Below are 26168 nucleotides of genomic sequence, written 5' to 3' on the forward strand. Positions count from 1 at the left end.
TTCAGGCATACCGGGAAAAAGGTCTTTTTTATTGTGCCATAACCATTGCCAATTCATCCTTTCAGGCTTATAGTGAATACGAAGGATAAGCTATTACAAAACCTATATATATCTGAAAGGTTTATATAAAGGAGAAGAAGTCAATGTTAGCAGCAAAGAACAGCTACAGAATCGAAAAAGATTTTCTAGGCTCTAAGGAAGTACCGGCTGATGCCTATTATGGCGTTCAGACGCTTCGTGCGGTTGAGAACTTTCCGATTACAGGCTACCGGATTCATCCGGAGTTAATCAAGGCAATGGCCATCGTGAAAAAGGCAGCGGCCATGGCGAATATGGAAGTTAAGCGCCTTTACTCAGGCATCGGAGACCCGATTGTACAGGCAGCCGATGAAATGATTGAAGGATTATGGCATGATCAGGTGATTGTGGACCCGATCCAGGGCGGTGCCGGAACATCCATTAATATGAATATTAATGAAATCCTTGCGAACCGCGCGATTGAAATCATGGGCCATGAAAAGGGCGATTATTCCCATTGCAGCCCTAATACCCATGTTAATATGTCGCAGTCGACGAATGATGCGTTCCCGACAGCTATGCACATCTCAGTATTAAATCTGCTGGATCAATTAATCCTGACAATGGAAAATATGCACTCTGTTTTCCTTGAAAAATCAAAGGAATTCAGCCATGTGATTAAAATGGGCCGGACCCATTTGCAGGATGCTGTTCCAATCAGGCTTGGGCAGGAATTTGAAGCCTACAGCCGCGTCATTGCTCGCGACATCAAGCGCATTCAGCAATCCAAACAGCACTTATATGAGCTGAACATGGGCGCAACGGCAGTTGGAACAGGTCTGAATGCCATCCCGAAATACATTGACTTAGTGGTGAAGCATATTGCCGATATCAGCGGCCTGCCATTTAAAGGGGCAGAACATCTTGTAGACGCCACTCAGAATACGGATTCTTACACTGAGGTTTCCGGAGCACTGAAAATCTGCATGACCAATATGTCCAAAATCGCAAATGACCTGCGCCTGATGGCTTCTGGCCCAAGAGCGGGTCTTGGTGAAATTTCTCTTCCGGCAAGACAGCCGGGCTCATCCATTATGCCTGGTAAAGTAAACCCTGTTCTTCCGGAACTGATCAATCAGGTTGCCTTCCAGGTCATCGGGAACGACAACACGATCTCCCTTGCTTCAGAAGCGGGACAGCTGGAACTGAACGTCATGGAGCCAGTCCTGATCTTTAACCTTCTGCAATCGATCAGCATTATGAACAATGCGTTCAATACGTTTACAGAGCATTGTGTAAAAGGAATTGAAGCCAATGAAGAAAGAATGAGGGACTATGTTGAAAAGAGTGTCGGCATCATTACTGCCGTCAACCCTCACCTTGGCTATGAAGTCGTATCCAGAATTGCACGGGAAGCGATTTTAACAGGCCGTTCCATCAGGGAGCTGTGCCTGAAATATGATGTTCTGACAGAAGAAGAACTCGATTTAATCCTCGATCCATATGAAATGACGGATCCTGGCATTGCAGGCGCTGCGCTGCTTGAAAGAGATTAAGGTAAACAAAAAAAACGCTTGTCCCCGCAATAGGGGGGCAAGCGTTTTTGCTATCTATTCATTCCAATTAGTATGGAAAGTCCCTTCTAAATCAGTCCGCTCATACGTATGGGCACCGAAGTAATCACGCTGTGCCTGCAGCAGGCTGGCATTTGATCTTCCATTCCTGTAGCTGTCGTAATAGGAAAGAGAAGAGCTCAAGCATGGCAATGCGATGCCGGATTGAATGCCTTCGCAGACAATTTTGCGCAAGCCTGTCTGGTAGTCCCTGATTCTCTCTGCAAAGTAAGGGGAGACAAGGAGGTTTGCCAGGTTCGGCTGCTCCTGGTAGGCTTCGCTGATGACATTTAAGAATTCCGCACGAATGATGCAGCCGTCGCGGAAAATCAGAGCGATATCCTTTAAAGGCAGATTCCAGTCATTTTGCTCAGATGACATTTTATATTGTGTAAATCCTTGTGCATAGGCACACACTTTCCCCATATATAAAGCCTGTCTGATGTATTCAATCCAGACGTCTTTTTCAAGGATTATCTGATCCTTCTCAGGACCTGTTAAAAGTGTTTCTGCCGCCACACGCTCATCCTTTAGAGCAGAAATATAGCGTGCGAATAAAGATTCTGTAATGATCGAGGTTGGGATCCCATTATCGATCGCCTGCAGGCTGGTCCATTTTCCGGTTCCCTTTTGTCCGGCTTTATCAAGGATGACATCGATTTGCGGCAGCCCTGTGCGCTCATCTTTTTTCCTTAAAATAGCTGCTGTGATCTCGATTAAATAGCTCTTCAGCTCGCCTTGATTCCATGTTTCAAAGATATCCGCTATTTCCTCAACAGATAATCCCAGCTTTTCTCTTAAGAATATATAGGCCTCAGCAATCAGCTGCATATCTGCATACTCGATTCCGTTATGTACCATTTTGACAAAGTGGCCTGCCCCTTTAGGTCCGATGTAAACACAGCAAGGCATCCCGTCAACCTTTGCAGCGATCTTCGTAAGAATTGGAGCCGCTTTTTCATAGACATCCTGATCACCGCCAGGCATGATGGAAGGCCCTGTTAATGCTCCCACTTCACCGCCTGAAATGCCGATACCCAGATAGCCGATTCCTTTTGCTTTCAGATCATCATATCTTTTTTCCGTATCTTTGAAATGGGAGTTGCCCCCGTCCATGATAACGTCGCCCTCTTCAAGGAAAGGAAGTAAGCTTGCGATAACAGAATCAATGGCTTTTCCAGCCGTCACCATTAAAAAGATCTTTCTCGGTGTTTCCAGAGACTGGACAAAATCCTCTACTTCGTAATAAGGGCTTATGGCTTGCCCTTCAAGCTTTTGTACAAGCTGATCGGTTAAATCCCTTGTGTAATTATATACAGCTACCTTCTCGCCGTTGTTGGCCATATTTAAAGCGATATTGCTCCCCATTACGCCGAGACCAATAACACCAATTGTATTTTTCATAGTTCCTGCTCCTTCATTCAGAATAATAGGCAATGAAACCCTCTTATAAAGTAGGGTTTCATTGCCATAAAGTGTTTATACAAATAAGCTTAACAATAAAATAAATCCTAATCCAGCAACAGATATTATTGTTTCAAGCAAAGTCCATGTTGCAAACGTTTCCTTCATGCTCAAACCAAAGTATTCCTTGAACATCCAGAAGCCGGCATCATTGACGTGAGAAGCGATTAAGCTTCCCGCACCTGTTGCAAGCACCACTAAGGCAAGATTTGCATCCGTTTGGCCCAGCAGGGGAATGACTAATCCAGCTGTCGTTAATGCAGCCACTGTGGCAGATCCTAATGAAATCCTCAGGATAGCCGCGATAATCCATGCCAGTAAAATCGGAGACAGGCTTGTCCCTTTGAAAAGCTCGGCCACATAGTCACCGACACCGCCATCAATTAATACCTGTTTGAAGGCGCCGCCTCCTCCGATAATCAAAAGCATCATCCCGATATGGCTGATGGCCGTTGTGCAGGAATCCATCACATTTTTGATTGGGATTTTTCTTGCCAATCCCATGGTATAGATGGCAACCAATAAGGAGATCAGCATCGAAGTGCCGGCATCTCCAATAAAGCGGATGGCAGCAAGTAAGCTATTATCTTCAAATCCCATTGTTTTTTGAAGCAAAGTAATAATCGTTGCGATTGACATTAAAATAACAGGAAGCAAAGCCGTAAATACACTGATTCCAAAAGCTGGTGTGTCTTCAAGCTTAAAGGTTTTCTGCTCTCCCAGAGAAGCGATGTTTCCGCTTTTTGTGAATGAATCCGGAACGAGCTTTTTAGCGATTTTCGTAAAGACCGGTCCAGCTAAAATAACGGTTGGAATCGCAATGATGAAACCATAAAGCAATACTTCACCAATGTTTGCACCATATTCACCGGCAATAACAGTCGGACCCGGGTGAGGCGGCAGGAATCCGTGTGTGACAGATAAAGCCGCTGTCATCGGGATACCAAGATACAAAATAGAAATCTTTAATTCTCTTGAAATAGCAAATACGATCGGAATTAATAGAACAAGTCCCACTTCAAAGAATAAGGCAACACCAATAATAAAGGATGCAGCCACTACGGCCCATTGGATATTCTTTTCACCGAATTTATTGACAAGAGTCATGGCAATTCGCTGGGCGCCGCCAGAGTCGGCGATCAGCTTGCCCAGCATGGCGCCAAGTCCGAAGATGAGTGCCAGGTGGCCAAGTGTTCCGCCTAATCCGGCTTCAATGGTTTTGACAATTTGGTCGAGCGGCATTCCGAGTGCCAGCGCAACGCCAAATGAAACGATAATTAAAGAAATAAAGGTATTTAATTTTAAGCCCATTATCAGAATTAATAAGGCAACGATTCCAATTGCTACTATTAACAGCGGCATTGTTATTTCCCCCTAGTTATGGTGTATTAAGCTTCTTTGATAGTTGGCGATCGAAGTATATTCATCCTCAAGCGCTCTGGATAATTGGATGAAGATCGGCAGCAGCTGTCTGTATTCTCTTGCAGCCTCTTCCTTCGGTGTATGCTTGTAGGTATCGCCCACCATATCCGAAACGGCATCAAACGAGTCAATTTTTCCTGTGGCATACAATCCTAAAATACAGGCACCGAGACAGGAGCTTTCATAGCTTTCAGGTATGACGACTTCCGATTCAAAAATATCGGACATCATTTGCCGCCAAACCTCAGATCTGGCAAAGCCTCCTGTTGCCTGAATCCGGGTTACCGGACCGTCCATGCATTCCACTAATGCCAGGTACACGGTGTACAGATTATAAATGACGCCTTCAAGCGCTGCCCGAATCATATGCTCCTTCTTATGGGACATCGTTAATCCGAAGAAGGATCCGCGGACGTCCGGGTTCCATAAAGGAGCACGTTCACCTGCGAGGTATGGATGGAACAGCAGGCCATCAGCGCCCGGCCTGACGCGTTCGGCGATTTTTGTTAATACTTCGTACGGATCAATGCCTAATCTCTTGGCCGTTTCGATTTCAGATGAGGCAAATTCATCCCGGATCCAGCGGAGGACCATTCCTCCATTGTTCACCGGTCCGCCAATCACCCAATGATTTTCTGTTAAGGCGTAACAGAAAATTCTCCCTTTTTCATCGGTCTGGGGTTTATCAATAATGGTCCGTATCGCACCGCTTGTCCCGATGGTGATGGCGATCTCACCTTTTCTGATCGCATTCACACCCAGGTTCGAAAGCACACCATCACTTGCGCCGATCACAAAAGGTGTCTCTGGATCGATGCCCATTTGTTTGGCTAAAATAGGATGGCAGTTTTGGAACATCTTTGTCGTAGGAACGAGTTTGGATAGCTGAGAGCGGTTGATGCCCGCAATCGCTAATGCCTCTTCATCCCAGTCCAATGTCTTGAGATTCATCATGCCCATGCAGGAAGCAAGTGAATAATCGACAGCATATTCATCAAAAAGCTTTTTGAAGATATATTCTTTAATGCCGATATATCTTTTTGTCCTGTTGGCAATCTCCGGACGCTCATTCACAAGCCAGGTGATCTTGCTTAATGGGGACATAGGATGAATCGGTGTGCCGGTCCGTTTATAGACCTCATGTCCATTCCAGTCTTCTTTAATTTTGCGTGCCCAGGCTTCACTGCGGTTATCGGCCCAGGTAATGACCGGCGTAAGCGGCAGGTCATTCTCGTCCATCGCGATCACACTGTGCATCGCACTGCTGAAGGACACAAAGGACAGTTTTTTATCATGATGGTTTTTCGTAATATTCGCTATGGCTTGAACGACAGCAGAGAAAATCTCATCAGGATCCTGTTCTGCTGTGGAGATATCAGGAGTGTACAGCGGATATCCGATGTTTTCCTGCTGAATCACATCTCCTTTTTCACTGAATAACACGGCTTTTGTACTGGTGGTTCCAATATCAATCCCTAACATATAGCTAGTCATCTTGTTGTTTAACCCCTTTTGACAGCATTTGCTGTGACCTCCATAAATCGTCCACTTTCCCTTGAACATCATCAAAATTTTCGTGCAGCGACTGAATCATGAGGTCTCTGTCTTTTGTTTTAATTGCATCAATATATAGTTCATGATTTTTCACAATCCGATTAAGATCTTCATAATTTTCCTTAAAGCGCACGCGCATGGATAAAAGAATGAAGCCTTCCATCACGGGCTTTAAATTATTCCAGATCAGCTGGATATAAGAATGGCCAATAGATCCAATGATGATTTCGTGGAACAGAAGATCCTGATACGCAAACTCATCCGCATCCCGGTACTTGACAGCCACCTTCATCATCTCCAGCACCTTGCTGAGCTCCATCGCCAATTCATTTGTGTCCATGCTGATAAGACGTTCAAACACGAATGTCTCAATCATCAGACGGACATCGTATATTTCTTCTATTTCTTTTTCAGTTAACCCGGCAACCACCGCACCCGTTCTTTCCAGGCGGATGATATTTTCAGATGCCAGTGTCCTTAAAGCTTCACGAACCGGTGAACGGCTTACAGAAAAATCAGCGGCCAATTTATTTTCAGAAAGCGTGGTACCGCTTTCAATCAAACCGGCAATAATGCGCATCCTAAGCTCATACGCGACACGATCGCCAGAGGAAGCCTTAGACAGCCATTTTTGCGGATATAGAAATTCAGCAGAATCGTTCATGACATCACCTTTATGAAATGACATTTTGAGTATACGTGTATACTCGTATACAAGTATTATAATCCAAATGAAATAAAATGCAAACGCTTTAAATTTAAAATTGATTGGAATTATTGTTTGAATATGGGTTTGTTTATGGGTGGTGGAGCTGGGGGCGGGTGCATTCCCGAAACGGATCGGCTTCGGACAGAGGAAGTAGGCTTCCGGGAATTGGAGTCTGATGCTGGATCAACTTCGGTCACTTATAAATGGTCAAGATTTAGGTTAAACTGATATTGAGTCAAAATTAATTCCTCCACAATGATTTTTCGTCGTTGATAACCATTGTGACCATTAGGAATTAATTTGACTCCTTTTCTTTTTACACAATTATATGGGCTTAATCTAGAATTGAGGATTCAGAGTCGGAACCTAGGCTAACTTCGGACACAGAAAGAAGAAATCTGGGATCCAGAGTCAGAACCTGGTCCAACTTCGGACACAAAAAGGTAGAATCGAGGATTCAGAGTCAGAACCCGGCCCAACTTCGGACACAAAAAGGTAGAATTGAGGATTCAGAGTCAGAACCTGGTCCAACTTCGGACACAGAAAGGTAGAATCGAGTATCCATAGTCAGAACCTGGGCCAACTTCGGACACAGAAAGGTAAAATCGAGGATTCAGAGTCAGAACCTGGTTCAACTTCGGACACAGAAAGGTAGAATCGAGGATCCAGAGTCAGAACCCGGGTACACCACCGGACATAAGAACCCCGTACCCGCGTCACCTCCTCCCATCAACAACACTCACTCATAATAGGTATTACTGGTGCTGCCGCGCGCTGTAAAGTTTTTCTTTAATACCCTGGAGAAAGTTCTTTTGTTTATATTGGCATTACACCATTCATGGATGCCTTGGGTTGTCAGCTTTCGCTCGGGAAAGAGATGCTTGAACTCTTTTATATTCCGCAAAATACCCTGATCTATTTTTTCATGCCCGCCGCATTTTTTGCATACCAGATTCTTGTGTACAGGAGTAAGAAGAGAATGACAATCCATGCAATACATCCCTTTTTTCAGCTGGTCAAAGTGATAATCGGGCAAAATAGTATAGGGATTTTTGGTTTGATGGAGTGACAGTAATTGCTGGGCCAGTTTTCTGTGACCCTCATTTAGTTTGGACGGGGGATGATTCAAGTCTTTCAGGAATCGGTTTATTTGGGTTGGCAGGATAATGGGCTGGTCCATGGGAGCTTGGTATAAGGTGAATTCAGGGTTGATAAAAATAACGGAGGCTTCAACGGGAATGGTTTGCTTGAGGATTTGAAGCAGCTGGCGGAATAGGGCGGCACTTCTTTTTAATTGGTATACAGGATTCTTATATTCCCGGCCGGTAGTTACGGCAAATAGCTTGTCAGATTCCAGGTGCCAGTCTCCCTGGAAATTTTTTATTTCTATTAGATGGATCATTCTTTCTGAAATGATCAAGGTGTCAATTTGAAAATAGGAGTTGTTCACTTCCAGTAACAGATCATGAATCACCACCCTTACTTCGGTCAATTTTTCAGTCAGAAGGTCAAATTTCACCTCTCCTTCATAGCCTTTTTCAAGGTTGGCCCAGTGCTGCTTTTCTTTTTCGGTTAACTCCATTCGGGTGTTCAAATATCTCATATACCATAATTCATCTGACGGAAATCTTCTTTTTAATAACATTTTCCACTTCCTTTCTTTACCTCTAAATCTATTTTAAAATAAATCCTAAAAATTACAAATTCTATTCCAAGGCTTTCTTACCATTTGCCGATTTTCATGAAGCAGGAAACATAAAGATCAAATAAAGGAATACAATTCCAATGTTACTGGAATAAACGGGAGGGATCACTTTGGATATGGTTCTTTTAAAAAGAAAGCCAGATATAAATAACATTTTCATTCTGGCAGACGGGGTAAGAGTATGGCAATAAAGACAGCCGAACGATTGATGAAAATGCGCAAAGTCTGTGGTTATGGCGCTGCGATAGCGGTGACTCCTTATCTAATGATCAAAATCGCCTGGACGTTTGGCTTCTTTCTTCCGACTGAGCAAATGGGAGAAGCCAGCTGGCGGGGGATTAATGCAGCTACAGCGGTTATCGCTGCGGTCGGCATCCTGCTGGCAATGGCATTCTGCAGGCCTTGGGGTGAACGGCTGCCCGCCTGGATGGTGGCCCTGCCCGTGTGGCTCGGTACCGGTCTTCTAGTTCCACTGCTGCTGCTGGCACCTGTCCTTGGCCCAGCGGCCATGGCTCAGGATCAGGAGGCAGGTGCCGCCGGCTTCTGGATTTACGAGCAAATCTTCGTTATGGTCTCTCTCGTCGGAGTCGGGATATGCCTTCCTCTGGCTTTAGCAGGATATGCTATGATGCGGTGGCCTGAGGCGCTTGGCGGTCCGACCGATTGCGGGGAGATGCCGGGACACACTCGGCAGCTGCAGACCACATTGGGGAGGATCGCCGCGGCAGGCTGCATGATTCTCGGTGCCATAAAGATATTTTGGGCAGCAGGCGGAACCCTTGGCATCAACCCGGATATGCTGGAGTCCCGTGATTTGTGGTGGCACCTTCTGACGCTAAGTACAGGAGGGTGGGCTCTAGTGGGTGCATGGGGCCTCCTGGTGCTGATTACCCGCCGCGGCTCCCGGAGTTTTTTGCCGCCAATGGCTGCTGCATGGATTTCGTCAGGCATGCTGTTTTCTTATAACCTCTTTTCCATCATTCGCCCGGATTTTCAGTCCAGTCCGGAGTACCCGCTGGCCCGTGTGCTGACCACGGAGATGGGTATTGTATTAGGTATGATAATGGGAATCATCCTTCTCCTGGTTCTGCATGATCGGCGGCGAGCGCTAAGGCAGGAGTAATATTCGTTCTTGCTTATGCAGGCTATTTCCTTTTCCTTTCATTTGTGTAAAATGATAATAGACTATTTTAGCCCGGGGGGATTTAGATGATTACCATAAAGGAAATAGCAGAAAGGGCGAATGTGTCTCGGACGACTGTTTCGAGGGTTTTGAATAATTCCGGTTATGTGAGTGAGGACGCAAGGAAAAGGGTTCTGCACGTAATCGAGGAGACAGGTTATGTCCCAAGTGCCCATGCCAAGTCACTCCGCACGAAAAAAACAAAGGTCATTGGTGTTATTCTCCCGAAGATCAGCACTGAAACGTCCAGCCGTCTGGTTAATGGGATTGACGACGTATTGGCCGGCGAAGGCTATCAAATTCTCCTTGCTAATACAAATCTTCATGCTGAAAAAGAGATAGAATATATACGGCTTCTCAAAAGCAGAAATGTGGACGGCATGATTCTGTCAGCTACAAACGTGCAGCAGGAATTGATCCAGGAAATCCGTCAGCTGAAAATCCCATTTATCATGGTAGGGCAGTATGCGGAAGAGTTGACCAGTGTAATATTTGATGAATATCAGGCTGCTAGGGATATGGCTTGCCTGCTAATCAAAAAGGGATATAAAAAAATTGCTTTTATAGGCGTGGATGAGGCTGACCGTGCGGTGGGCTACCTCCGGAAAAAAGGATACCTCGATGCAATGAAGGAACATCAGCTCCCGGTTGAAGCGAGCTGGCTGCAAAAAGGGATGTTCGATATAGACTCCGGGTCTGATTGCATGAGGAGCATCATGGAATCTGCTGAAGATAAACCGCAGGCAGTCCTTGCTGTGACAGACCGTCTGGCGATTGGTGCTTTACAGTATCTCAGGCAAAATGGATTTTCTGTTCCCGGTGATGTTGCGATAGCAGGCATGGGCGGATCGGAGCTTTCTAAATATATCACCCCAGCCTTAACAACCATCGATTTTTCGTTTGAAGATGCAGGACGGGAGGCGGCTTTATTAATCCTTCAAAAGATTAAGGGGGAGCATGAACAGAAAATAAACAGAAAAATTAGATATAGACTTGTAGAAAGAGAAAGTATATAATGGTTGTGTAATCGATTTCATAAGAAGGTTTAATCGATTACACTTTTATTTTTGCTTTTATGGAATCGATTTCACAAAGGAACGTTCCATTATTTTTTGTCTGATGTGGAATCGATTCCACATAAATATAAAAATAGGGGTGAAGAGAATGTCGGAGTATCGTAAAATTGCGGAAGAATTAATTGACGCTGTCGGGGGTAGGGACAATGTTCAATCAGTAGCCCACTGTGCGACCAGGCTGCGGATCATGGTGAATGATAAGGAGAAAATTGATCAGGAAAAGGTTGAAAGCATCAATAAGGTTAAAGGCGCTTTCTTCAATTCAGGCCAATATCAGATCATTCTTGGGACGGGAACGGTTAATAAAGTCTATGAAGAAGTATCCGGCCTGGACATTGAATCCATGTCAGCATCGGAGCAGAAAAAAGAAGCGGTTAAAAGCGGTTCTGCTTTCCAAAGGGCGATCCGGAAATTCGGGGATGTATTTGTGCCGATCATTCCAGTCCTTGTGGCGACAGGGCTCTTTATGGGATTGCGCGGACTGGTGATGCAGGAGGAAGTTCTCGCTTTATTTGGCATGACAGCATCTGATGTGTCGGAAAATTTCATTTTATTCACTCAGGTACTGACGGATACGGCATTTATATTCCTCCCGGCTCTTGTCGCCTGGTCAACTTTTAGAGTGTTTGGCGGGACTCCGATCATTGGTTTAATTCTAGGGTTGATGCTTGTGAGTCCTTCCCTGCCAAATGCATGGGATGTGGCAGGCGGAAATGTTGAACCGATTTACTTTTTTGGATTTATTCCGGTTGTCGGCTATCAGGCTTCTGTCCTTCCAGCCTTTATTGCCGGGATTATTGGGGCAAAATTGGAAAGGGTCATTCGAAAACGGGTGCCGGATGCATTGGATTTAATTATTACCCCGTTCTTAACCCTTCTGATCATGATTGGATTATCACTTCTGGTCATTGGGCCGTTATTTCATATGGTGGAGCAAGGCATCCTGGATGTTACCACAACTGTGCTCTCATGGCCGTTCGGAATCAGCGGCATCCTTATCGGGGGTCTTAATCAGCTTATCGTTATCACCGGTGTTCATCATATTTTCAACATGCTGGAGATCCAGCTATTGGCTCAATATAAAAGCAATCCGTACAACGCAATTGTTACATGTGCCGTTGCAGCACAAGGCGGTGCAACCTTAGCAGTTGCTTTAAAAACACAATCAGCCAAATTAAAGGCCCTGGCTTTCCCATCAGCCTTATCCGCGTTTTTGGGAATAACCGAGCCGGCATTGTTCGGTGTCAATTTGCGCTACGGCAAGCCGTTTGTCATGGGATTGATTGGCGGAGCTGCCGGCGGGTTCGCTGCCTCCCTGCTTCAGCTGAAAGCGACTGGAATGGCCGTTACCGTTATTCCTGGCACACTTCTTTACTTAAACGGCCAGGTTCTGCAGTACATTTTAGTTAATGTGATTGCCATCGCAGTGGCCTTTGCCCTGACCTGGATGTTTGGATATTCGGATAAGGCAAAGAAAGAAGTGGAACAGGGACAGTAACAGAAATTTCAACAGCAAGGATGTTCTAAGATGACTAAAATAGATTTATTCAAGAAGGCTCGCGGAGAAGCAGAAAGAAACAGACATTTGGTTAGCCAGGATCCATACCGGTTGAAGTATCATCTCATGCCGCCTGTCGGCTTGCTGAATGATCCTAATGGCTTAATCCAATTCAAGGGTGTTTATCATGTGTTTTATCAATGGAACCCGTTTGACACTGCCCATGGTGCCAAGTATTGGGGACATTACTCATCCAGGGATCTCATCCATTGGAAGGAGGAGCCAATCGCGCTCGCTCCTGATCAGTGGTATGACCGGAATGGCTGCTATTCAGGAAGTGCGATTGATCATGATGGAAAGATGTATCTTTTTTATACAGGAAATGTGAAGAGGGAGGATGGCAAGCGCGAGACTTATCAATGTCTTGCCATATCAGAGGATGGCATCCATTTTGCCAAAAAAGGCCCTGTCCTGGAGCTGCCGAAAGGGTATACTGCTCATTTCAGGGATCCGAAAGTCTGGGAAAAGGACGGGAGCTTCTATATGATTGTTGGCGCTCAGACTCCTAATCAGAAGGGGGCTGCTGTTCTATTTGCTTCGAAGGATTTATACCATTGGGAGGAAAAAGGGAAGATTGCCGGTGCATGGATGAATGGTCTGGAAGACTTCGGCTATATGTGGGAATGTCCGGATCTATTTGAGCTGGGTGGCCAGGAGATATTACTTGTTTCACCGCAGGGGCTAGAGCCGAGCGGGTATGAATACCATAACCTTTTTCAATCAGGGTATTTTGCCGGAAAGCTTGATTATGAAAAAGCGAAGTTTAAACATGGTTCCTTTGCAGAGCTTGACCGCGGCTTTGATTTTTATGCACCGCAAACGTTTAAAGACGATTCAGGCAGGCGGATTCTTTATGGATGGATGGGCATTACAGATGAAGCCGAATCGAGCCAGCCGACTGTCCATTACCGCTGGATCCACGCATTGACCATGCCAAGAGTGCTTGATATGAAAAACGGAAGGCTTATACAGATTCCTGTGGAAGAATTCAAAAAGCTCCGCAAAGATAAAACGGAATTCCATGATGTGAAGATAAATGGAGCAAACCTGCAGCTGGACGGATTAAGTGGAAAAACGGCCGAACTGATGCTGGAATCCTTTAAGAATGTTAAGGGAATTTTCAAAATGGATTTTCGGAATGAGGCTTCTCTTACTTATAATCCTGGTCAAAAGGAAATCCAGCTGCAAAGAAGAAATGTAAAATCAGGAATGCAGGAGTCAAGAATCTGCGAAATTTCAAATCTATCCAAACTGCATGTGTTTATGGATCAGTCTTCACTGGAAATTTTTATAAATGGCGGAGAGGAAGTGTTCACTGCACGATATTTTCCTGATCCTGAAAATGAGACGATCCTTTTTAGCGGGGATGCAGGCTTTTCGGCATCCATGTGGAATCTTGAGGAAAAATATCTTTTTTAAAGGAGGTGTACTATGAAAGGAGTTCTATGTTTTGGGGAAGCTCTGATAGATTTTATTCCCCTGGATCCTGATAATTCTACCTATCAAAAGGCTCCGGGCGGGGCGCCGGCTAATGTTTCGGTTGGAGTCTCGCGGCTTGGAGGGAAGGCCGCCTTTGTTGGGAAAGTCGGCAACGATGTGCTTGGGAACTTTCTTAAGGATACCTTGGAGGGATACGGGGTTCATACACAATATATGAAACTGACGGATGAAGCGCGGACAGGTATTACGTTTGTGACGTTAGAACCCTCTGGTGAACGGGATTTTAGTTTTTACATTAATCCAAGTGCAGATCGTTTCCTGAATAAAGATGAGATAGACTGGTCCATTTTTGAAGAATACAAGATTTTTCACTTTGGCTCGATTTCACTGATTCATGAGCCTTCGAGAACTGCAGCTTTTCAAGCGGTGAAGAGGGCCCGGGAGATGGATATGCTTATTTCCTATGATCCAAATCTCCGCTTGGGTTTGTGGGATTCCGAGGAAAGGGCAAAAGCAGAAATTATGGCGGCTCTTCCCTATGCCGATATTGTAAAAATTTCGGAGGAGGAGCTCACCTTTTTAACCGGATGCAGTGATATGGAAGAAGGAATTTCCCGGCTGACTGAAAATAAGCTGACAATCGTTACATTGGGCGGTGATGGCTGCATCTTCCGCTATAAAGATGAGATCGGGAAAATTCCTGCATTGCCATACAAGGTGGTGGATACCACCGGTGCCGGAGATGCATTCGTTTCCGGACTCCTTTATTGCATAAATGAATCACCTAAAGCCTTGGAGGAGCATGAGCATGACGAAATGGCCTCGATGATTCGCTTCGCAAATGTGTCAGGAGGTCTGGCCGTCACCAGGAAAGGCGCTATGACCGGCCTTCCCTGCCTGGAGGAAGTGCAGGAGATCCTTAAAAAGGCATAAATTTACCAAGCAGCAGACAAACCTTCCAATACTGGAACTGTTTTGTCTGCTGTTTTGGTTCTCAAAATCCCTGTCCTCTTTCTAATTTGTCTAAAATAGTATATAATTATCAGATAATGCTAGCTATATTACCTTATCAATCATTATAATAGAATAGAATGTGTATTTTGTGTGACGGAAAAGGCGCGTCCTTGGGTGATGTCTTTCTAGTGGTGATGCCTGAGCAAAGCGCCTGCAGTTTTTGGCAAATTTCTGGGATAAGGAAGGGTTTAAAATGAGCAGCGTACAGAACAAAACAGACGTTATCTTAATTGGTGCCGGAATCATGAGCGCGACTTTGGGATCTTTACTGAAAGAGTTAGCACCTGAATGGGAAATCAAAGTGTTTGAGAAGCTCGCCAGCGCAGGAGAAGAAAGCTCTAACGAATGGAATAATGCAGGGACGGGACATGCTGCATTGTGCGAGCTTAACTATACATCTGAAAAATCCGATGGATCAATAGATATCGCTAAAGCGATTAATGTAAATGAACAGTTTCAGCTTTCCAGACAGTTTTGGTCTTATCTTGTAGAAAACAGCCTGATTACCAATCCGCAGGACTTTATTATGCCAATCCCTCATATGAGCTTTGTTCAGGGGGAAAAAAATGTGTCGTTTTTGAAAAAACGTTTGGAAGCGCTGTCAGCTAATCCGCTGTTTCAGGGCATGGAATTTTCCGATGATCCTGAGAAGCTGAAGGAGTGGATTCCGGTGATGATGGAAGGCCGTATATCGGATGAGCCGATTGCAGCCACAAAAATTGACTCTGGAACGGATGTCAACTTCGGTGCGTTAACGCGCATGCTGTTTGATCATTTAAAGAGCAAAAATGTCGATGTTCATTATCAGCACAGCGTTGAGGATTTGAAGCGTGCCGGCGATGGATCATGGAATGTAAAAGTGCGGAATATGGAAAGCGGAACAATCGAAAACCATCAGGCAAAGTTTGTCTTTATCGGCGGCGGCGGCGGAAGCCTGCATTTGCTGCAGAAGACGGGCATTCCTGAATCGAAACATATTGGCGGATTCCCGGTAAGCGGATTGTTCCTTGTCTGCAACAACCCGGAAATCGTTGAGAAGCACCATGCGAAGGTGTACGGAAAAGCCAAAGTGGGTGCTCCTCCAATGTCCGTGCCGCATCTGGATACAAGGTTTATTGACAACAAGAAATCCCTGCTGTTCGGCCCATTTGCCGGCTTTTCGCCGAAGTTCCTGAAAACAGGTTCCAATATGGACCTGATCAAGTCCGTTAAGCCGAACAATGTTATTACCATGCTGGCTGCGGGTGCAAAGGAAATGGCGCTGACAAAGTATCTGATTCAGCAGGTTATGCTGTCCCATGAACAGCGTGTTGAAGAACTGCGTGAGTTCATTCCAAACGCAAAGAGCGAAGACTGGAGTGTCGTAGTGGCCGGCCAGCGTGTGCAGGTCATCAAGGATACACCTGCCGGAAAAGGAACCCTGCAATTCGGCACAGAAGTAGTCAGTGCGTCTGACGGCTCGGTTGCTGCCCTGCTCGGTGCTTCACCGGGTGCTTCAACAGCCGTTAATGTCATGCTTGAAGTATTGCAGAAGTGCTTCCCTGAGCAAATGGACGAATGGCATTTTAAAATTAAGAAAATGATTCCGTCCTACGGTATGTCACTATCTGAAAATCCTGAGTTGTTCCGTGAGATTCACGAATCCACAGCGCAGGTGCTTGGCCTCAGTGAAAAGGAAAAACAGCAGGAGCTTGCTTATAACTGATTAAAATAGGAACCCTCAGGCCGAATTCGGTTTGGGGGTTCTTTTTTTGCAAAATCATTTAGGAAACCGCTTCCAGTGCTGGCATTAGATTAATTTTACATTGACAGAAATTGTGTTGACTACATCGATGATAATGATTATCATTGTTGACAGGACTACTAGTTTGATATTATTGGAGGCTTACATATGAACAGGTTTATGAAAGTAACAGGCATCTTGATGCTGTCAGGCAGCATTTTAGCTGGCTGCGGTGAGGATGTTTCACATGAAACAACAGAAAAAGAAGCGAGTGCCGGTACGGAAGCAAGCAATACAGAAAAGGAAGTTAGTGCCTATAAGCAATTTGCCATAGAGCAGCTGGATGAATTCGTGAAGGCTACTGAAGGGTTTACAGAAGCAGTGAAGGCCGGAGACGTGGAAAAGGCAAAGGAGCTATATGCACCAGCACGGATGTATTTTGAGCGTTCAGAGCCGATTGCCGAGAGCTTTGGCGACCTTGATCCGCGAATTGATGCCCGTCTGGCTGATATCCAGGCAGAAGGACAGGGAGAAGAAGAATGGACCGGCTATCATAAGCTTGAGTACGGACTATGGGAAGAAGGCACAACAGAGGGCTATGAGGAGACAGCTGATCAGCTGCTGAAGGATGTAAAAGAGCTGCGGGCGAAAGTGGAAACTGTAGAAGTGACTCCTGATTTAATGATTACAGGGGCAGTGGATCTTTTAAACGAAGTATCCACTTCCAAAATAACAGGTGAAGAAGAAATTTACTCTCATACCGACTTGTATGATTTTAAAGCCAACGTGGAAGGCGCAGAGAAGATCTTTGAAATCTTCAAAGAGAAGCTGACAGAAAAAGATGCCGGCCTTGTAAAGCAGCTGGATGAAAACTTTGCCGTATTGGATGAGCTGCTCGCTAAGTACGAGGATGGAAACGGCGGATATGTATCCTACGAAAAATTGACACAGGAAGATACAAAGGCATTGTCAGCAGCAGTTGATAATTTAGGAGAACCTTTAAGTCAAATGGCCATAGTTGTGGAGTGATCAATATGAGTACGAAAAAGGAAAAATCTCTTTTTGAAAAAGGGTTTTCCCGTCGTGAGATGCTGAAAACAGCCGGGATCGGAAGTGCGGGGATGATTCTGGGAGCTACAGGATTCTCTGGAATCTTAACCGCCTTTGGGGAATCTCCGTTTGTGGATGGTAACCAGGAATCCAGGAACAAAGTGAATTTCTACGGCAAGCATCAATCAGGCATCCTGACGAAAAATCCTGAACATGCTTACTTTGTGTCCCTGAATTGTACAGCCAAATCGAAAGCTGAACTAAAAGAAATGTTCCAGCTTTGGACCCGTTATAGTGTACAGCTCATGAATGGGCAGATGGTTGAACCCGATTCAGCGAACAAGCTGCTTCCTTCTCCGGATACAGGAGAGGCTGTCGGGCTTGATGCCTCACATTTGACTTTAACCTTTGGCGTGGGTCCGAGTTTGTTTGAGAAAAAGGAGCTTGGACTGGAACATATGAAGCCGGAGGAACTAAAGGATTTGCCGCATTTTCCAAAGGATCAGCTCGATCCGCGGTATGTCGGCGGAGATATCTGCATTCAGGCATGTGCCGACGACCCGCAGGTTGCTTTCCATGCGGTGCGGAATTTAATCCGTGCGGCGAGGGGACTTGTGACGATGAGATGGTCACAGACCGGCTTTAATTCTTATGGAATGAAAGATAAAGAAAAAATGACGCCCCGAAATCTGTTTGCCTTTAAAGACGGCACAGGCAACCCGAATGTGGATGATCCCAAAGAGATGGATGATGTCGTATGGGTGCAGCCGGGTGAATCAAAGAGCTGGATGACCGGAGGGTCCTATTTGGCATTTAGACGGATTCAAATGCACCTTGAAACCTGGGATCGGACCGCTTTGCGCGAACAGGAAGCGACCTTTGGCCGGCATCGCGACACAGGGGCGCCTATTGGGAAGAGCGATGAGTTTTCAGAAATGGAAATCGAGCGGAAAGAGAATGGAAAGTCAGTCGTTCCTGAAAATTCGCATGTGTTTTTGGCAAGACAGGTGAAAGACCGCATGCTGAGGCGTTCTTTTTCCTACTCGGATGGAATTAACTCTGACACTGGCTCTTTTGATGCCGGATTGCTGTTTATCTCGTTCCAGAAGAACCCGCAGCAATTCATCAACATTCAGAATAGTTTCGGACGTATGGATAAGTTAAATGAATATATAACCCATCGCGGCAGCGCGCTATTTGCTTGCTTTCCTGGTGTGAAAAAAGGAAGCTATCTTGGCGCCGGGCTGTTTGAATAGGGAGATGCTGAAATGAAGAAACTGGTTTTACTCGTATTATGCTTATTTATGTTTTTCCCGCCATTCGCTGACGCCGAAGAGGATTACAGCGATCTGTTTATTTTAGTCGGGGATGCCATTATGAAAGTGAAGGCTGATGACTGGGAATCAGCAGAGAAACTTGCTTCAGAGCTGGATCAATCCTGGCAGCAAGTGGAGAAAACGGACAGCAAGGAAGCAAAAAAGGTCGGCCGGACGATTTCTGAGTTAACGGGTGCTCTTGATGAGCATCAGAAAGAGGAGACGCTGCAGGCACTGTCGAACGTATCCCATGCTCTGGTTGATTTTGAAAAAAAACAAAATCCTGTAGACAAAGAGAAGCAGCGGGAAGAAGTGAAAAATGCCTTTAACCCTATTCTCGAGGATTTATCTGCAGCCATTACGGAAGAAAATGCAGAAGAAGTCAGCAATCAATATAAGAACCTTTTAGCGATGTGGAACCGGAAGGAAAAAATTGTCCGTGACCAAAGCATTCCTCATTACGGAAAAATCGAAACACAAATGGGCTTTTTGCGGATCGCCTTAACACAGGACGAGAAGGATTTTGCCCAAATGAAGGGCATCAGTGATTCCCTATCTGCTGCTTTCAGTGAGTTTGTATCGGGAAAAGAAGTCAAAGCAGAGAAAAACAATTATTCCCTGCAGACGCTGGCAGGTATCCTGGAAGAAGTTTCACAGGCAGTTGAAAGCGGCCGAACAGACGAAGCGGTTGCCGGCCTGGAGCAGTTTCTGACAGTCTGGCCTTCTGTAGAAGGCGATGTGCGGACAAGAAATGGATCCTTATATACAACACTGGAAAGTGAAATTCCGGTTCTTGCCGGAGAACTGTCTTCCTCAGGGGCGAATCTGGATGCCATTCAAAAGAAAATCCTGGATCATAAGCAGTCAATCGAACTGCTTCAGGAAAAACAAAATTACACATTCTGGGATGCAGCTTTAATCATGCTCCGCGAAGGTATGGAGGCATTGCTTATTGTAGCGGCGCTAATCGCCTTTTTAAACAAAGCGAATGCCCGTGACCAGCAAAAGTGGATTTGGGCTGGTGCGGCAGGCGGAATCATCATGAGCATCGCGGCTGCTGTTTCCATCAGCCAGGTATTTTCCTCTGCCACAGCTGGAGCGAACCGGGAAGTAATTGAAGGTGTAACAGGCATTATTGCCGTGGTAATGATGATTGGTGTCGGCATCTGGCTTCACCAGAAATCGAGTATGAAAGCATGGAACCGATACATCGAAAAACAGCTTGGGTCTGCTTTATCAAAGGGAAGCATTATTTCCATGTCTCTCGTCAGCTTCCTGTCCATTTTTAGAGAAGGAGCAGAGACCATCATCTTTTATGCCGGAATGGCCCCTTCGATCAGCACAGGAAACCTGCTGGCAGGGATTGGCGCTGCCGTTGTGATTTTGAGCTTATTTGCCTTCTTATTTATCCGCTACAGCAAAAGAATCGCTTTTGGCATTTATTTTAAGATAGCAACGGCTCTGATTTACTTCCTGGCCTTTAAGATCCTGGGGGTAAGCATACATGCCCTGCAGATCACCGATAAGCTGGAAACCACCCAGATCAGCAGCCTGCCGATCATCAACTGGCTGGGCTTTTATCCGACCTGGGAATCTCTCATACCTCAGCTGGTGCTGATTCTCATCTTTATCATTACGAGTGTTATCCTTAATAGACAGAACAATAATTCGGATATGAAGGGAAGCTTTTCGAAAGCGTAACAGCCCTTTACCCCAGTCTCTATGGCTGGGGTTTTTTGCTGTAAAAACACGTGAGGGCCCCTGCAACCCCTGCGTGCGCCCTCCTGCAACCATTCCTATCTTTACTTTTGATCCGAAAAATTACCATAATGAGATGATCGATTTAGAGAAAGGTGATTGCGATTATGATTTTTGCCGAAAAGCTTAAGAAGGAGAGGAAAGAGAAAGGATGGTCACAGGAGGAACTGGCTGAAAAGCTGTATGTGAGCCGCCAGTCTGTTTCTAAATGGGAAAATGGCCAGAACTATCCCAGCATTGAAATCATTATTAAACTGAGTGATCTGTTTGGGGTTACGATTGATGAATTGTTAAGGAGTGACGGGGAATTGACAGAGAAAGTGATAAAGGACAGCAGGCAATTGGCATATCCAAGAATGAAAGTGTTCTTTGAAATTTTATTTTTAATCGGACTGGCTATGCTGCTCATTAAACTTGGCATTTTAGGCCTAAATAAATTTACAGATATGGAACTCTCTCTTCGCGGATCATTTTTCTGGAACTTTGGTCCGCTGGTACTAATGGTGGGCGGGGGAATTGTGTCAGATGCGTTAAAAAAGAAATATAAAAAGGAGTAGCGCAATCCTGCATTTCTGTGCATGGATTGTCGGGTTCACACCAGCAGCTCCTGCTATTCTTTAGATACAAGGAGGTCATCAATATGGATTTGCTGCAGAATATGAATCGGGCGATGAATTATATTGAAGAGCATTTAGCGGAAGAGGTTGATTTCAAAGAAGCGGCTAAACTTTCTTATTGCTCGGAGTACCATTTTAAACGAATGTTTTCCTTTCTGGCCGGGGTATCGCTTTCCGAGTACATCCGCAGAAGACGGCTGACCTTGGCTGCCTTTGACCTGAAGGACCAGAGTGCTAAGGTCATTGAGGTAGCCATGAAATATGGGTACAGCTCGCCTGACTCGTTTACCAGGGCGTTCCAGCAGCTTCATGGCATCACTCCATCAGAAGCAAGAAGCTATGGCCACGCCCTTAAGGCTTATCCGCCGATGACCTTCCATCTATCTATTAAGGGAGGAACTGAAATGAACTATCGTATTGAGGAAAAAGAGGCGTTTCGAATTGTGGGCTTAAAGAAGCGGGTGCCGATTATTTTTAACGGAGTGAATCCGGAGATTGCCGCCATGTGGAAGAGCCTGAATGAAGAAAAGATTATGAAGCTCAAGAGTTTATCTGACACAGAGCCATTCGGCCTGATCAGTGCATCAGCCAATTTTTCTGAAGGAAGAATGGAAGAAAAGGGTGAGCTTGACCATTATATCGGAGCTGCCACTACAAAGGAATGCCCTGAGGGGATGGAATCTCTTGAAATTCCGGCCACATCATGGGCAGTATTTGAAGCAGTGGGGCCGTTTCCGGAAACGCTTCAGAATGTATGGGGACGTATTTACTCAGAATGGTTCCCTTCCTCTTCCTATCAGCAAATAGAAGGGCCGGAAATTCTCTGGAATGAAAGCAAAGATACGGCTTCACCGGCATTCCGCAGTGAAATCTGGATTCCGGTTGCAAAAAAATAGGACTCCTAAGCCATAGCTAATGGAGTCCCGTCTATTATTCCCTCAGCCGATCCGGCAATCCCTGGATTGAGGACACAACGACATCCAGCTTGGCTTCGATCCGGTTCAGCAGAAAAAGTGTGACCACAATCGGGAAGCCGAGTTCGCTGATCAGGGTGACCATCTGTTCCATCTTGCATGCTCCTTTCTATTAATCTATAAAGTGAAACTTCAATCAGTGGGGGGGTTCCTTATCCCCCACTGATTGTTAGTTGAACCAATCGGGCCTTTACGGGCAGTTTGTTTGACTCCCACTTATCCTCCTTTGATTCCTCTGAGTCTTGAAGTGGGGGTCTTACTGCCCGTTAGACTGCGATAAAAAAGGCCGGGTTCTAAAGAATCCGGCCTCTTTTCCTTACATTAATTCATAATCTGTGACATTGCGCTCTACTAATCTGGCGCCTTTAGCAGCAACAAGGTCACCGCCGTTGCCGTCAAATGCATTGGCCGCAATGATCTGTTCCATCACTGCCTTCACAGCTGCCGGATCAATCGGCTCCTTAGGGCTGTCGACCGATAGTTTGGTTTGCTTGCCCATTTCTGTTTCAAATGTCATCTCAAGTGATTTAGCCATGTTTTTCACCTCCTGATTTGTTTATTTTTCTCAGATATTAGCCTAAGATATCGAAGCTGTCATTTCTGTTCAGCTCAGTCAGCGGGTAGCTTGATAATCCAGCGATTGCCTGTCCCACTGTGAAAAGCTGGTCCGCTGAAGCGGATTGCTTCACGCCGCTAAAGGTTTTGGATTTGTAAACCGGCTTGCCCTGGCCGTTAAGGCCTGTTTCAAAAACCAGGCGAAGTTTGGAATCAGTGATAATTGCTTGTGCCATCTCGAACACCTCCTTTCACCCTTTATATACGTTTTGGAGGGGTAAAAGGACAGGGTGAATTTTCAAAGGCATCATTTATTTTTATAAAAGAAATCTAGAGAGAAGTCATTTTCTTCGGCAGAAAACCCCATTTCATGCAGTTCTTCAAAGTATTTTTCTTCAAATTTCTTATTCAGGATTCCGTAGAAATAAGCAGCGGGCTTAGCAATGACGCTGGTTTTCATTTTTCGGATCAGCTGTTTAAAGGAAAGGATGGCGGTTTCTTGAATAGTGTTCAACTCACAATTATTTTTATAGGCTGCAATGGCTGTCATTTTCCAAAACTCCTCAATCTGCCTTGCTTCCGGAAAAAAGTATTTTACTGTGCTGATAAATGATTGTGGTACATGGTCACTTGTAAAAGTGTGATCGAGGACGGTTTCGTTACGTTTAGTAATCTTTTGATTTTTATTAGTTTTAGAAAGATTGATAGTTTTATTAGGGTGGTCCATTTTTTGCTTCTTAGGTGGTTCACTCTTGGGAAAACGATTAAAAACATACAAGTTGCTGGACTGGGAACCGTTTTTTCTTTCTGTTTCATGAACAGTAAAAATACCGATTTCTGTCGCTTTGGCAATCATTCTTTTAAAAGTAGATCGGGAGATGCCATTGCCGCTGTATTCAGCATGAATGGCTTTTAAAATGGTCCCGATCTTGGCATTGGAAACACCGGGTAACTTCGCGGCAAACCGGACAAGCCGTTTCAGCCCAACAAGTTCTCCCTTTGAAAAATCATTCTTATGTATGGCAAGCCACATTTCCAGATGGGCATTAAATTCCTGAAGATCTTTAAACTGAGAAAACTGTTCAAACTGGTCCACACGTCCTGATTTAAGATTCATATCTTTGCACCGCCCTTTCATCTCTTATAATCGAAATGAAAGGGAGAAAAAGACAGGGTGGTTGGAGAAAGCTGTGACGGAATGGTGAAAATCTATCTCTCCGCAGCCTGTGGCGGCTGTTCAAGCCATTTTTGCTTTATGGCAATCATCAGGCCTTTTCCGTAATAAAGGGACATATTTTTGCTGATGCTAAGCAGTTTTATGATTATATCGGATCTTAGGCTGGAGGTCATGGCCTGGCTGATCATGGTGAAGCAGAAGATTCCGATACATGTGTTAACAAAGAACAGCATCATTTTCTCTGAAAAAGGAGGAATATCCACGTCAAATTGGGTAAGCTCTTTGGCAGAGGAAACCGGAATATTTTCCTTGTTCATTACTTCCTGAAGGGATCGCAGCACGTCCTCGGCCATAGCCCTTCCTTTGCTGAAATGGTCTTTCATTTCGTTTCTTTGAGAAATATGGCTGAAGGTTGCAAAGATATTTCTCGAGAATTGGGCCCTATGAATCAATCTGGATAGATTTGCAATTTCAGGGGCATTAAGCGCACGGGATCCACCCCTAAACCCATTAAGGTATATTATGCTCCGGGCAAAATCGATCCGGTCATCAAGCTTGATTTTGGGCGGCTTTGGGTAAATGTCCTTGGATAACATCAAATCCACAATTTCATTTTGGATCTTTAACGTGAACTTAAGTGTGATCTCAAAATAATCCCGGATATCTTTACGGGTGCTTTCACCCAGGGCGCTTGGATATGTACTCAATGAAAGCTGGGTAATATCATGGCAAAAAAATAAAATGAAATGATCGGAGAATACTTTTCCGGCATTTATATTTATATCCTCATCAGTGAAACCGAGGGGCACGGAAATGCTCTCTTTATGAAAAAAATCCTGGAGCTGCTTTAGGTTTTTCCCGGACTGATGCAGCAGCCTTCCAACAATCTTTCTGACTTTGCGATCCTCTGCTGTTTGAAAAAAATAGGTGAAAAACTGAAGCTCCATGCTGTTTTTTAAATAAGATGACCACATATTCGAGACCTCAGAGACCGTCAGCTCCTTAGAACGCACTGCCATCACTCCTTTTAGTCAAATTAGTGATATAAAAATATCTTCAAGGCTCCTTTGCTGTCCATGGTAGCTAACAAAACATTATTAATTTCTGTCTGATAGAAACGTTCTAAATGGGCGATTAGCCATCTTTCGTCCTTTTGTATGGTTTGCAGCACTTTTTTATCCACTTTGCCTTCCTTAATAATCGTTCTTGGCATATCGAATGGTTCTGCATCTCTTTGCAGGAAAGCAGGTGTAATAGGTTCATATTTGGGATCCAAAAAGAAGGAAATGCTTCCGTTTGCTTCCCATAGAGCAAGCGCCACCTTTTTTACATCTTCTACTTTTTTCTCGCGTAATTCCTCCAGCAGCACATCAATGGAAATCCTTGCTTTATTTAAGCCTTTATAGATGATTTCTCCATTCTGTACGAGGGGGATGGGCTTGCTGTTTACCATTCTTCTAACCGCTGGCCATTTCAGGATGCTGAATAGACTGATCAGGTAAAGAACGACAAGTACAATGGTTGTAACAATGGAACCTTTTAGTCCCAGCTCCTCATCTGATAAGGGATGGGCAATAATATTGCCAATCACTAAAGCCATTACTAAATCCAGGAGTCTTAATTGGGAAATGGCACGCTGCCCCAGCACTTTGGCGACAATGACTAAGAAGAAATAAGCGATGACAGCCCTGAGTCCCCACTCCAAAGCAGAAAGTGAGTGCTGACTCTGTAAAAAATCCATCTCTGGCACATCCTTTTATCTGCGTAAAAAGTAAAGTGCAGCTTTATACAAGTGTTTTCCTATCCAGCTGCAAATATTCAAAGGGAAGGAATATTTGTAAATTATTAACAATACATATATGATTTGTCTTTTTGAAAAACTAAGCGAAAGGAGGTTATCTATATGAAAAAATTCTTATTGATGCTTTTTCTATCTCTATCCTTCGTAACGTTAACGGGCTGCGGAAACGATGAAAAGCCTGAGGAAGACGAACAGGTTGAAGATGTGGAAGAAGAGGATGAAATAGGCGACGGAGAAGTGGATGATGAGTAATTAAGCTGGTTGGGTTTTGGGAAGAGGGGGAGGCGGCTCGGACTGAAAAGGAGGGAAGCCCGGGTTAGAGTCAGGACCTAGAGGCAACTTCAGACACAAAAAGCATGGGAGCGAGTCAAGTCCTGGTTATTGTGTAAAATCAATGGCAAGTGTTTTCAACCAAACCCTTTTATTTTTTTAGCGAAGCTT

The 26168-nt window shown here is 44.9% G+C and carries 24 protein-coding genes; 13 read left to right on the forward strand and 11 right to left on the reverse strand.

Annotation, left to right across the window (positions count from 1 at the left end; all coding sequences use genetic code 11):
* The first annotated feature begins 143 nt into the window (after nucleotides 1-143).
* Entirely contained in the window at nucleotides 144-1574 is a 1431-nt protein-coding gene (gene aspA, locus ACTHRG_RS21650; protein WP_076261401.1) for an aspartate ammonia-lyase, read from the forward strand.
* 54 nt (nucleotides 1575-1628) lie between these two features.
* Here aspA and gnd read toward each other — a convergent pair whose 3' ends face one another.
* The 5 genes from gnd to ACTHRG_RS21675 all read right to left on the reverse strand — a co-directional run bounded on the left by gnd (nucleotide 1629) and on the right by ACTHRG_RS21675 (nucleotide 8425).
* On the reverse strand, nucleotides 1629-3035 hold the full coding sequence (gene gnd, locus ACTHRG_RS21655; RefSeq protein WP_076261463.1) for a decarboxylating NADP(+)-dependent phosphogluconate dehydrogenase: 1407 nt from the start codon (nucleotides 3033-3035) through the stop codon (nucleotides 1629-1631).
* 75 nt (nucleotides 3036-3110) lie between these two features.
* Nucleotides 3111-4457 (reverse strand): GntP family permease, encoded by a 1347-nt coding sequence (locus ACTHRG_RS21660; RefSeq protein ID WP_076261399.1) that lies wholly within the window; start codon nucleotides 4455-4457, stop codon nucleotides 3111-3113.
* A gap of 12 nt (nucleotides 4458-4469) precedes the next feature.
* Complete coding sequence (gene gntK / locus ACTHRG_RS21665) at nucleotides 4470-6011, reverse strand: gluconokinase (RefSeq protein ID WP_076261397.1); 1542 nt, start codon at nucleotides 6009-6011, stop codon at nucleotides 4470-4472.
* Nucleotides 6004-6735 carry a GntR family transcriptional regulator gene (locus ACTHRG_RS21670; RefSeq protein ID WP_076261395.1) on the reverse strand — a complete coding sequence of 244 codons (732 nt, stop codon included), beginning with the start codon at nucleotides 6733-6735 and terminating at the stop codon, nucleotides 6004-6006. The genes gntK and ACTHRG_RS21670 overlap by 8 nt, the downstream gene beginning before the upstream one ends.
* Before the next feature lie 784 nt (nucleotides 6736-7519).
* The gene (locus ACTHRG_RS21675; RefSeq protein WP_076261393.1) at nucleotides 7520-8425 is read right to left on the reverse strand and encodes a nuclease-related domain-containing protein; all 906 of its coding nucleotides are present in this window, start codon (nucleotides 8423-8425) and stop codon (nucleotides 7520-7522) included.
* A 241-nt stretch (nucleotides 8426-8666) separates the two neighbouring features.
* On the opposite strand from ACTHRG_RS21675, the gene ACTHRG_RS21680 reads away from it, so the two are divergent.
* The 11 genes from ACTHRG_RS21680 (at nucleotide 8667) to ACTHRG_RS21730 (ending at nucleotide 22116) form a co-directional block, all read left to right on the forward strand.
* Nucleotides 8667-9608: a hypothetical protein gene (locus tag ACTHRG_RS21680; protein WP_440231973.1), complete on the forward strand. Its 942-nt coding sequence runs from the start codon at nucleotides 8667-8669 to the stop codon at nucleotides 9606-9608.
* An 86-nt stretch (nucleotides 9609-9694) separates the two neighbouring features.
* Nucleotides 9695-10684: a LacI family DNA-binding transcriptional regulator gene (locus ACTHRG_RS21685; RefSeq protein ID WP_076261389.1), complete on the forward strand. Its 990-nt coding sequence runs from the start codon at nucleotides 9695-9697 to the stop codon at nucleotides 10682-10684.
* Between the two features lie 148 nt (nucleotides 10685-10832).
* Complete coding sequence (locus tag ACTHRG_RS21690; RefSeq protein WP_076261387.1) at nucleotides 10833-12242, forward strand: sucrose-specific PTS transporter subunit IIBC; 1410 nt, start codon at nucleotides 10833-10835, stop codon at nucleotides 12240-12242.
* Nucleotides 12243-12272: 30 nt separating this feature from the next.
* Nucleotides 12273-13721: a glycoside hydrolase family 32 protein gene (locus ACTHRG_RS21695; protein WP_076261385.1), complete on the forward strand. Its 1449-nt coding sequence runs from the start codon at nucleotides 12273-12275 to the stop codon at nucleotides 13719-13721.
* 12 nt (nucleotides 13722-13733) lie between these two features.
* Nucleotides 13734-14675: an aminoimidazole riboside kinase gene (locus tag ACTHRG_RS21700; protein WP_440231975.1), complete on the forward strand. Its 942-nt coding sequence runs from the start codon at nucleotides 13734-13736 to the stop codon at nucleotides 14673-14675.
* A gap of 274 nt (nucleotides 14676-14949) precedes the next feature.
* Entirely contained in the window at nucleotides 14950-16461 is a 1512-nt protein-coding gene (locus ACTHRG_RS21705; protein ID WP_440231976.1) for a malate:quinone oxidoreductase, read from the forward strand.
* Between the two features lie 198 nt (nucleotides 16462-16659).
* Entirely contained in the window at nucleotides 16660-17508 is an 849-nt protein-coding gene (efeO, locus tag ACTHRG_RS21710) for an iron uptake system protein EfeO (protein WP_076261461.1), read from the forward strand.
* A 5-nt stretch (nucleotides 17509-17513) separates the two neighbouring features.
* Nucleotides 17514-18785, forward strand: coding sequence for an iron uptake transporter deferrochelatase/peroxidase subunit (gene efeB, locus ACTHRG_RS21715; RefSeq protein ID WP_076261379.1), 1272 nt, complete (start codon nucleotides 17514-17516; stop codon nucleotides 18783-18785).
* 12 nt (nucleotides 18786-18797) lie between these two features.
* Nucleotides 18798-20546, forward strand: a complete 1749-nt coding sequence (locus ACTHRG_RS21720) for an FTR1 family protein (protein WP_076261377.1) — start codon at nucleotides 18798-18800, stop codon at nucleotides 20544-20546.
* A 164-nt stretch (nucleotides 20547-20710) separates the two neighbouring features.
* Nucleotides 20711-21160 (forward strand): helix-turn-helix domain-containing protein, encoded by a 450-nt coding sequence (locus ACTHRG_RS21725; protein ID WP_076261375.1) that lies wholly within the window; start codon nucleotides 20711-20713, stop codon nucleotides 21158-21160.
* Between the two features lie 83 nt (nucleotides 21161-21243).
* A complete protein-coding gene (locus ACTHRG_RS21730; protein WP_076261373.1) occupies nucleotides 21244-22116 on the forward strand; it encodes an AraC family transcriptional regulator in 873 nt (290 codons plus the stop codon).
* Between the two features lie 34 nt (nucleotides 22117-22150).
* Here the strand turns inward: ACTHRG_RS21730 and ACTHRG_RS21735 are convergent, their stop codons facing one another.
* The 6 genes from ACTHRG_RS21735 to ACTHRG_RS21760 all read right to left on the reverse strand — a co-directional run bounded on the left by ACTHRG_RS21735 (nucleotide 22151) and on the right by ACTHRG_RS21760 (nucleotide 25667).
* Nucleotides 22151-22288 (reverse strand): YvrJ family protein, encoded by a 138-nt coding sequence (locus ACTHRG_RS21735; RefSeq protein WP_048010265.1) that lies wholly within the window; start codon nucleotides 22286-22288, stop codon nucleotides 22151-22153.
* Nucleotides 22289-22510: 222 nt separating this feature from the next.
* Nucleotides 22511-22729, reverse strand: coding sequence for a DUF2922 domain-containing protein (locus ACTHRG_RS21740; protein ID WP_076261371.1), 219 nt, complete (start codon nucleotides 22727-22729; stop codon nucleotides 22511-22513).
* Between the two features lie 37 nt (nucleotides 22730-22766).
* Complete coding sequence (locus tag ACTHRG_RS21745) at nucleotides 22767-22985, reverse strand: DUF1659 domain-containing protein (protein WP_076261368.1); 219 nt, start codon at nucleotides 22983-22985, stop codon at nucleotides 22767-22769.
* Between the two features lie 71 nt (nucleotides 22986-23056).
* Complete coding sequence (locus ACTHRG_RS21750; protein WP_440231978.1) at nucleotides 23057-23866, reverse strand: hypothetical protein; 810 nt, start codon at nucleotides 23864-23866, stop codon at nucleotides 23057-23059.
* 92 nt (nucleotides 23867-23958) lie between these two features.
* Complete coding sequence (locus ACTHRG_RS21755) at nucleotides 23959-24945, reverse strand: DUF3231 family protein (protein ID WP_076261362.1); 987 nt, start codon at nucleotides 24943-24945, stop codon at nucleotides 23959-23961.
* 17 nt (nucleotides 24946-24962) lie between these two features.
* On the reverse strand, nucleotides 24963-25667 hold the full coding sequence (locus ACTHRG_RS21760) for a DUF421 domain-containing protein (protein WP_440231980.1): 705 nt from the start codon (nucleotides 25665-25667) through the stop codon (nucleotides 24963-24965).
* Between the two features lie 162 nt (nucleotides 25668-25829).
* On the opposite strand from ACTHRG_RS21760, the gene ACTHRG_RS21765 reads away from it, so the two are divergent.
* Nucleotides 25830-25979: a hypothetical protein gene (locus tag ACTHRG_RS21765; RefSeq protein WP_175609151.1), complete on the forward strand. Its 150-nt coding sequence runs from the start codon at nucleotides 25830-25832 to the stop codon at nucleotides 25977-25979.
* Nucleotides 25980-26168: the final 189 nt, after the last annotated feature.

The sequence above is a fragment of the Cytobacillus sp. SAFR-174 genome, assembly GCF_051964675.1.
Taxonomy (GTDB): Bacteria; Bacillota; Bacilli; order Bacillales; family Cytobacillaceae; genus Cytobacillus.

What these genes read in the sequence shown, in the direction of transcription:
- aspA (WP_076261401.1), top strand. Translation starts at nt 144, where the DNA reads ATGTTAGCAGCAAAGAACAGCTACAGAATCGAAAAAGATTTTCTAGGC.
- gnd (WP_076261463.1), bottom strand. Translation starts at nt 3,035, where the DNA reads ATGAAAAATACAATTGGTGTTATTGGTCTCGGCGTAATGGGGAGCAAT.
- ACTHRG_RS21660 (WP_076261399.1), bottom strand. Translation starts at nt 4,457, where the DNA reads ATGCCGCTGTTAATAGTAGCAATTGGAATCGTTGCCTTATTAATTCTG.
- gntK (WP_076261397.1), bottom strand. Translation starts at nt 6,011, where the DNA reads ATGACTAGCTATATGTTAGGGATTGATATTGGAACCACCAGTACAAAA.
- ACTHRG_RS21670 (WP_076261395.1), bottom strand. Translation starts at nt 6,735, where the DNA reads ATGAACGATTCTGCTGAATTTCTATATCCGCAAAAATGGCTGTCTAAG.
- ACTHRG_RS21675 (WP_076261393.1), bottom strand. Translation starts at nt 8,425, where the DNA reads ATGTTATTAAAAAGAAGATTTCCGTCAGATGAATTATGGTATATGAGA.
- ACTHRG_RS21680 (WP_440231973.1), top strand. Translation starts at nt 8,667, where the DNA reads ATGGCAATAAAGACAGCCGAACGATTGATGAAAATGCGCAAAGTCTGT.
- ACTHRG_RS21685 (WP_076261389.1), top strand. Translation starts at nt 9,695, where the DNA reads ATGATTACCATAAAGGAAATAGCAGAAAGGGCGAATGTGTCTCGGACG.
- ACTHRG_RS21690 (WP_076261387.1), top strand. Translation starts at nt 10,833, where the DNA reads ATGTCGGAGTATCGTAAAATTGCGGAAGAATTAATTGACGCTGTCGGG.
- ACTHRG_RS21695 (WP_076261385.1), top strand. Translation starts at nt 12,273, where the DNA reads ATGACTAAAATAGATTTATTCAAGAAGGCTCGCGGAGAAGCAGAAAGA.
- ACTHRG_RS21700 (WP_440231975.1), top strand. Translation starts at nt 13,734, where the DNA reads ATGAAAGGAGTTCTATGTTTTGGGGAAGCTCTGATAGATTTTATTCCC.
- ACTHRG_RS21705 (WP_440231976.1), top strand. Translation starts at nt 14,950, where the DNA reads ATGAGCAGCGTACAGAACAAAACAGACGTTATCTTAATTGGTGCCGGA.
- efeO (WP_076261461.1), top strand. Translation starts at nt 16,660, where the DNA reads ATGAAAGTAACAGGCATCTTGATGCTGTCAGGCAGCATTTTAGCTGGC.
- efeB (WP_076261379.1), top strand. Translation starts at nt 17,514, where the DNA reads ATGAGTACGAAAAAGGAAAAATCTCTTTTTGAAAAAGGGTTTTCCCGT.
- ACTHRG_RS21720 (WP_076261377.1), top strand. Translation starts at nt 18,798, where the DNA reads ATGAAGAAACTGGTTTTACTCGTATTATGCTTATTTATGTTTTTCCCG.
- ACTHRG_RS21725 (WP_076261375.1), top strand. Translation starts at nt 20,711, where the DNA reads ATGATTTTTGCCGAAAAGCTTAAGAAGGAGAGGAAAGAGAAAGGATGG.
- ACTHRG_RS21730 (WP_076261373.1), top strand. Translation starts at nt 21,244, where the DNA reads ATGGATTTGCTGCAGAATATGAATCGGGCGATGAATTATATTGAAGAG.
- ACTHRG_RS21735 (WP_048010265.1), bottom strand. Translation starts at nt 22,288, where the DNA reads ATGGAACAGATGGTCACCCTGATCAGCGAACTCGGCTTCCCGATTGTG.
- ACTHRG_RS21740 (WP_076261371.1), bottom strand. Translation starts at nt 22,729, where the DNA reads ATGGCTAAATCACTTGAGATGACATTTGAAACAGAAATGGGCAAGCAA.
- ACTHRG_RS21745 (WP_076261368.1), bottom strand. Translation starts at nt 22,985, where the DNA reads ATGGCACAAGCAATTATCACTGATTCCAAACTTCGCCTGGTTTTTGAA.
- ACTHRG_RS21750 (WP_440231978.1), bottom strand. Translation starts at nt 23,866, where the DNA reads ATGAATCTTAAATCAGGACGTGTGGACCAGTTTGAACAGTTTTCTCAG.
- ACTHRG_RS21755 (WP_076261362.1), bottom strand. Translation starts at nt 24,945, where the DNA reads ATGGCAGTGCGTTCTAAGGAGCTGACGGTCTCTGAGGTCTCGAATATG.
- ACTHRG_RS21760 (WP_440231980.1), bottom strand. Translation starts at nt 25,667, where the DNA reads ATGGATTTTTTACAGAGTCAGCACTCACTTTCTGCTTTGGAGTGGGGA.
- ACTHRG_RS21765 (WP_175609151.1), top strand. Translation starts at nt 25,830, where the DNA reads ATGAAAAAATTCTTATTGATGCTTTTTCTATCTCTATCCTTCGTAACG.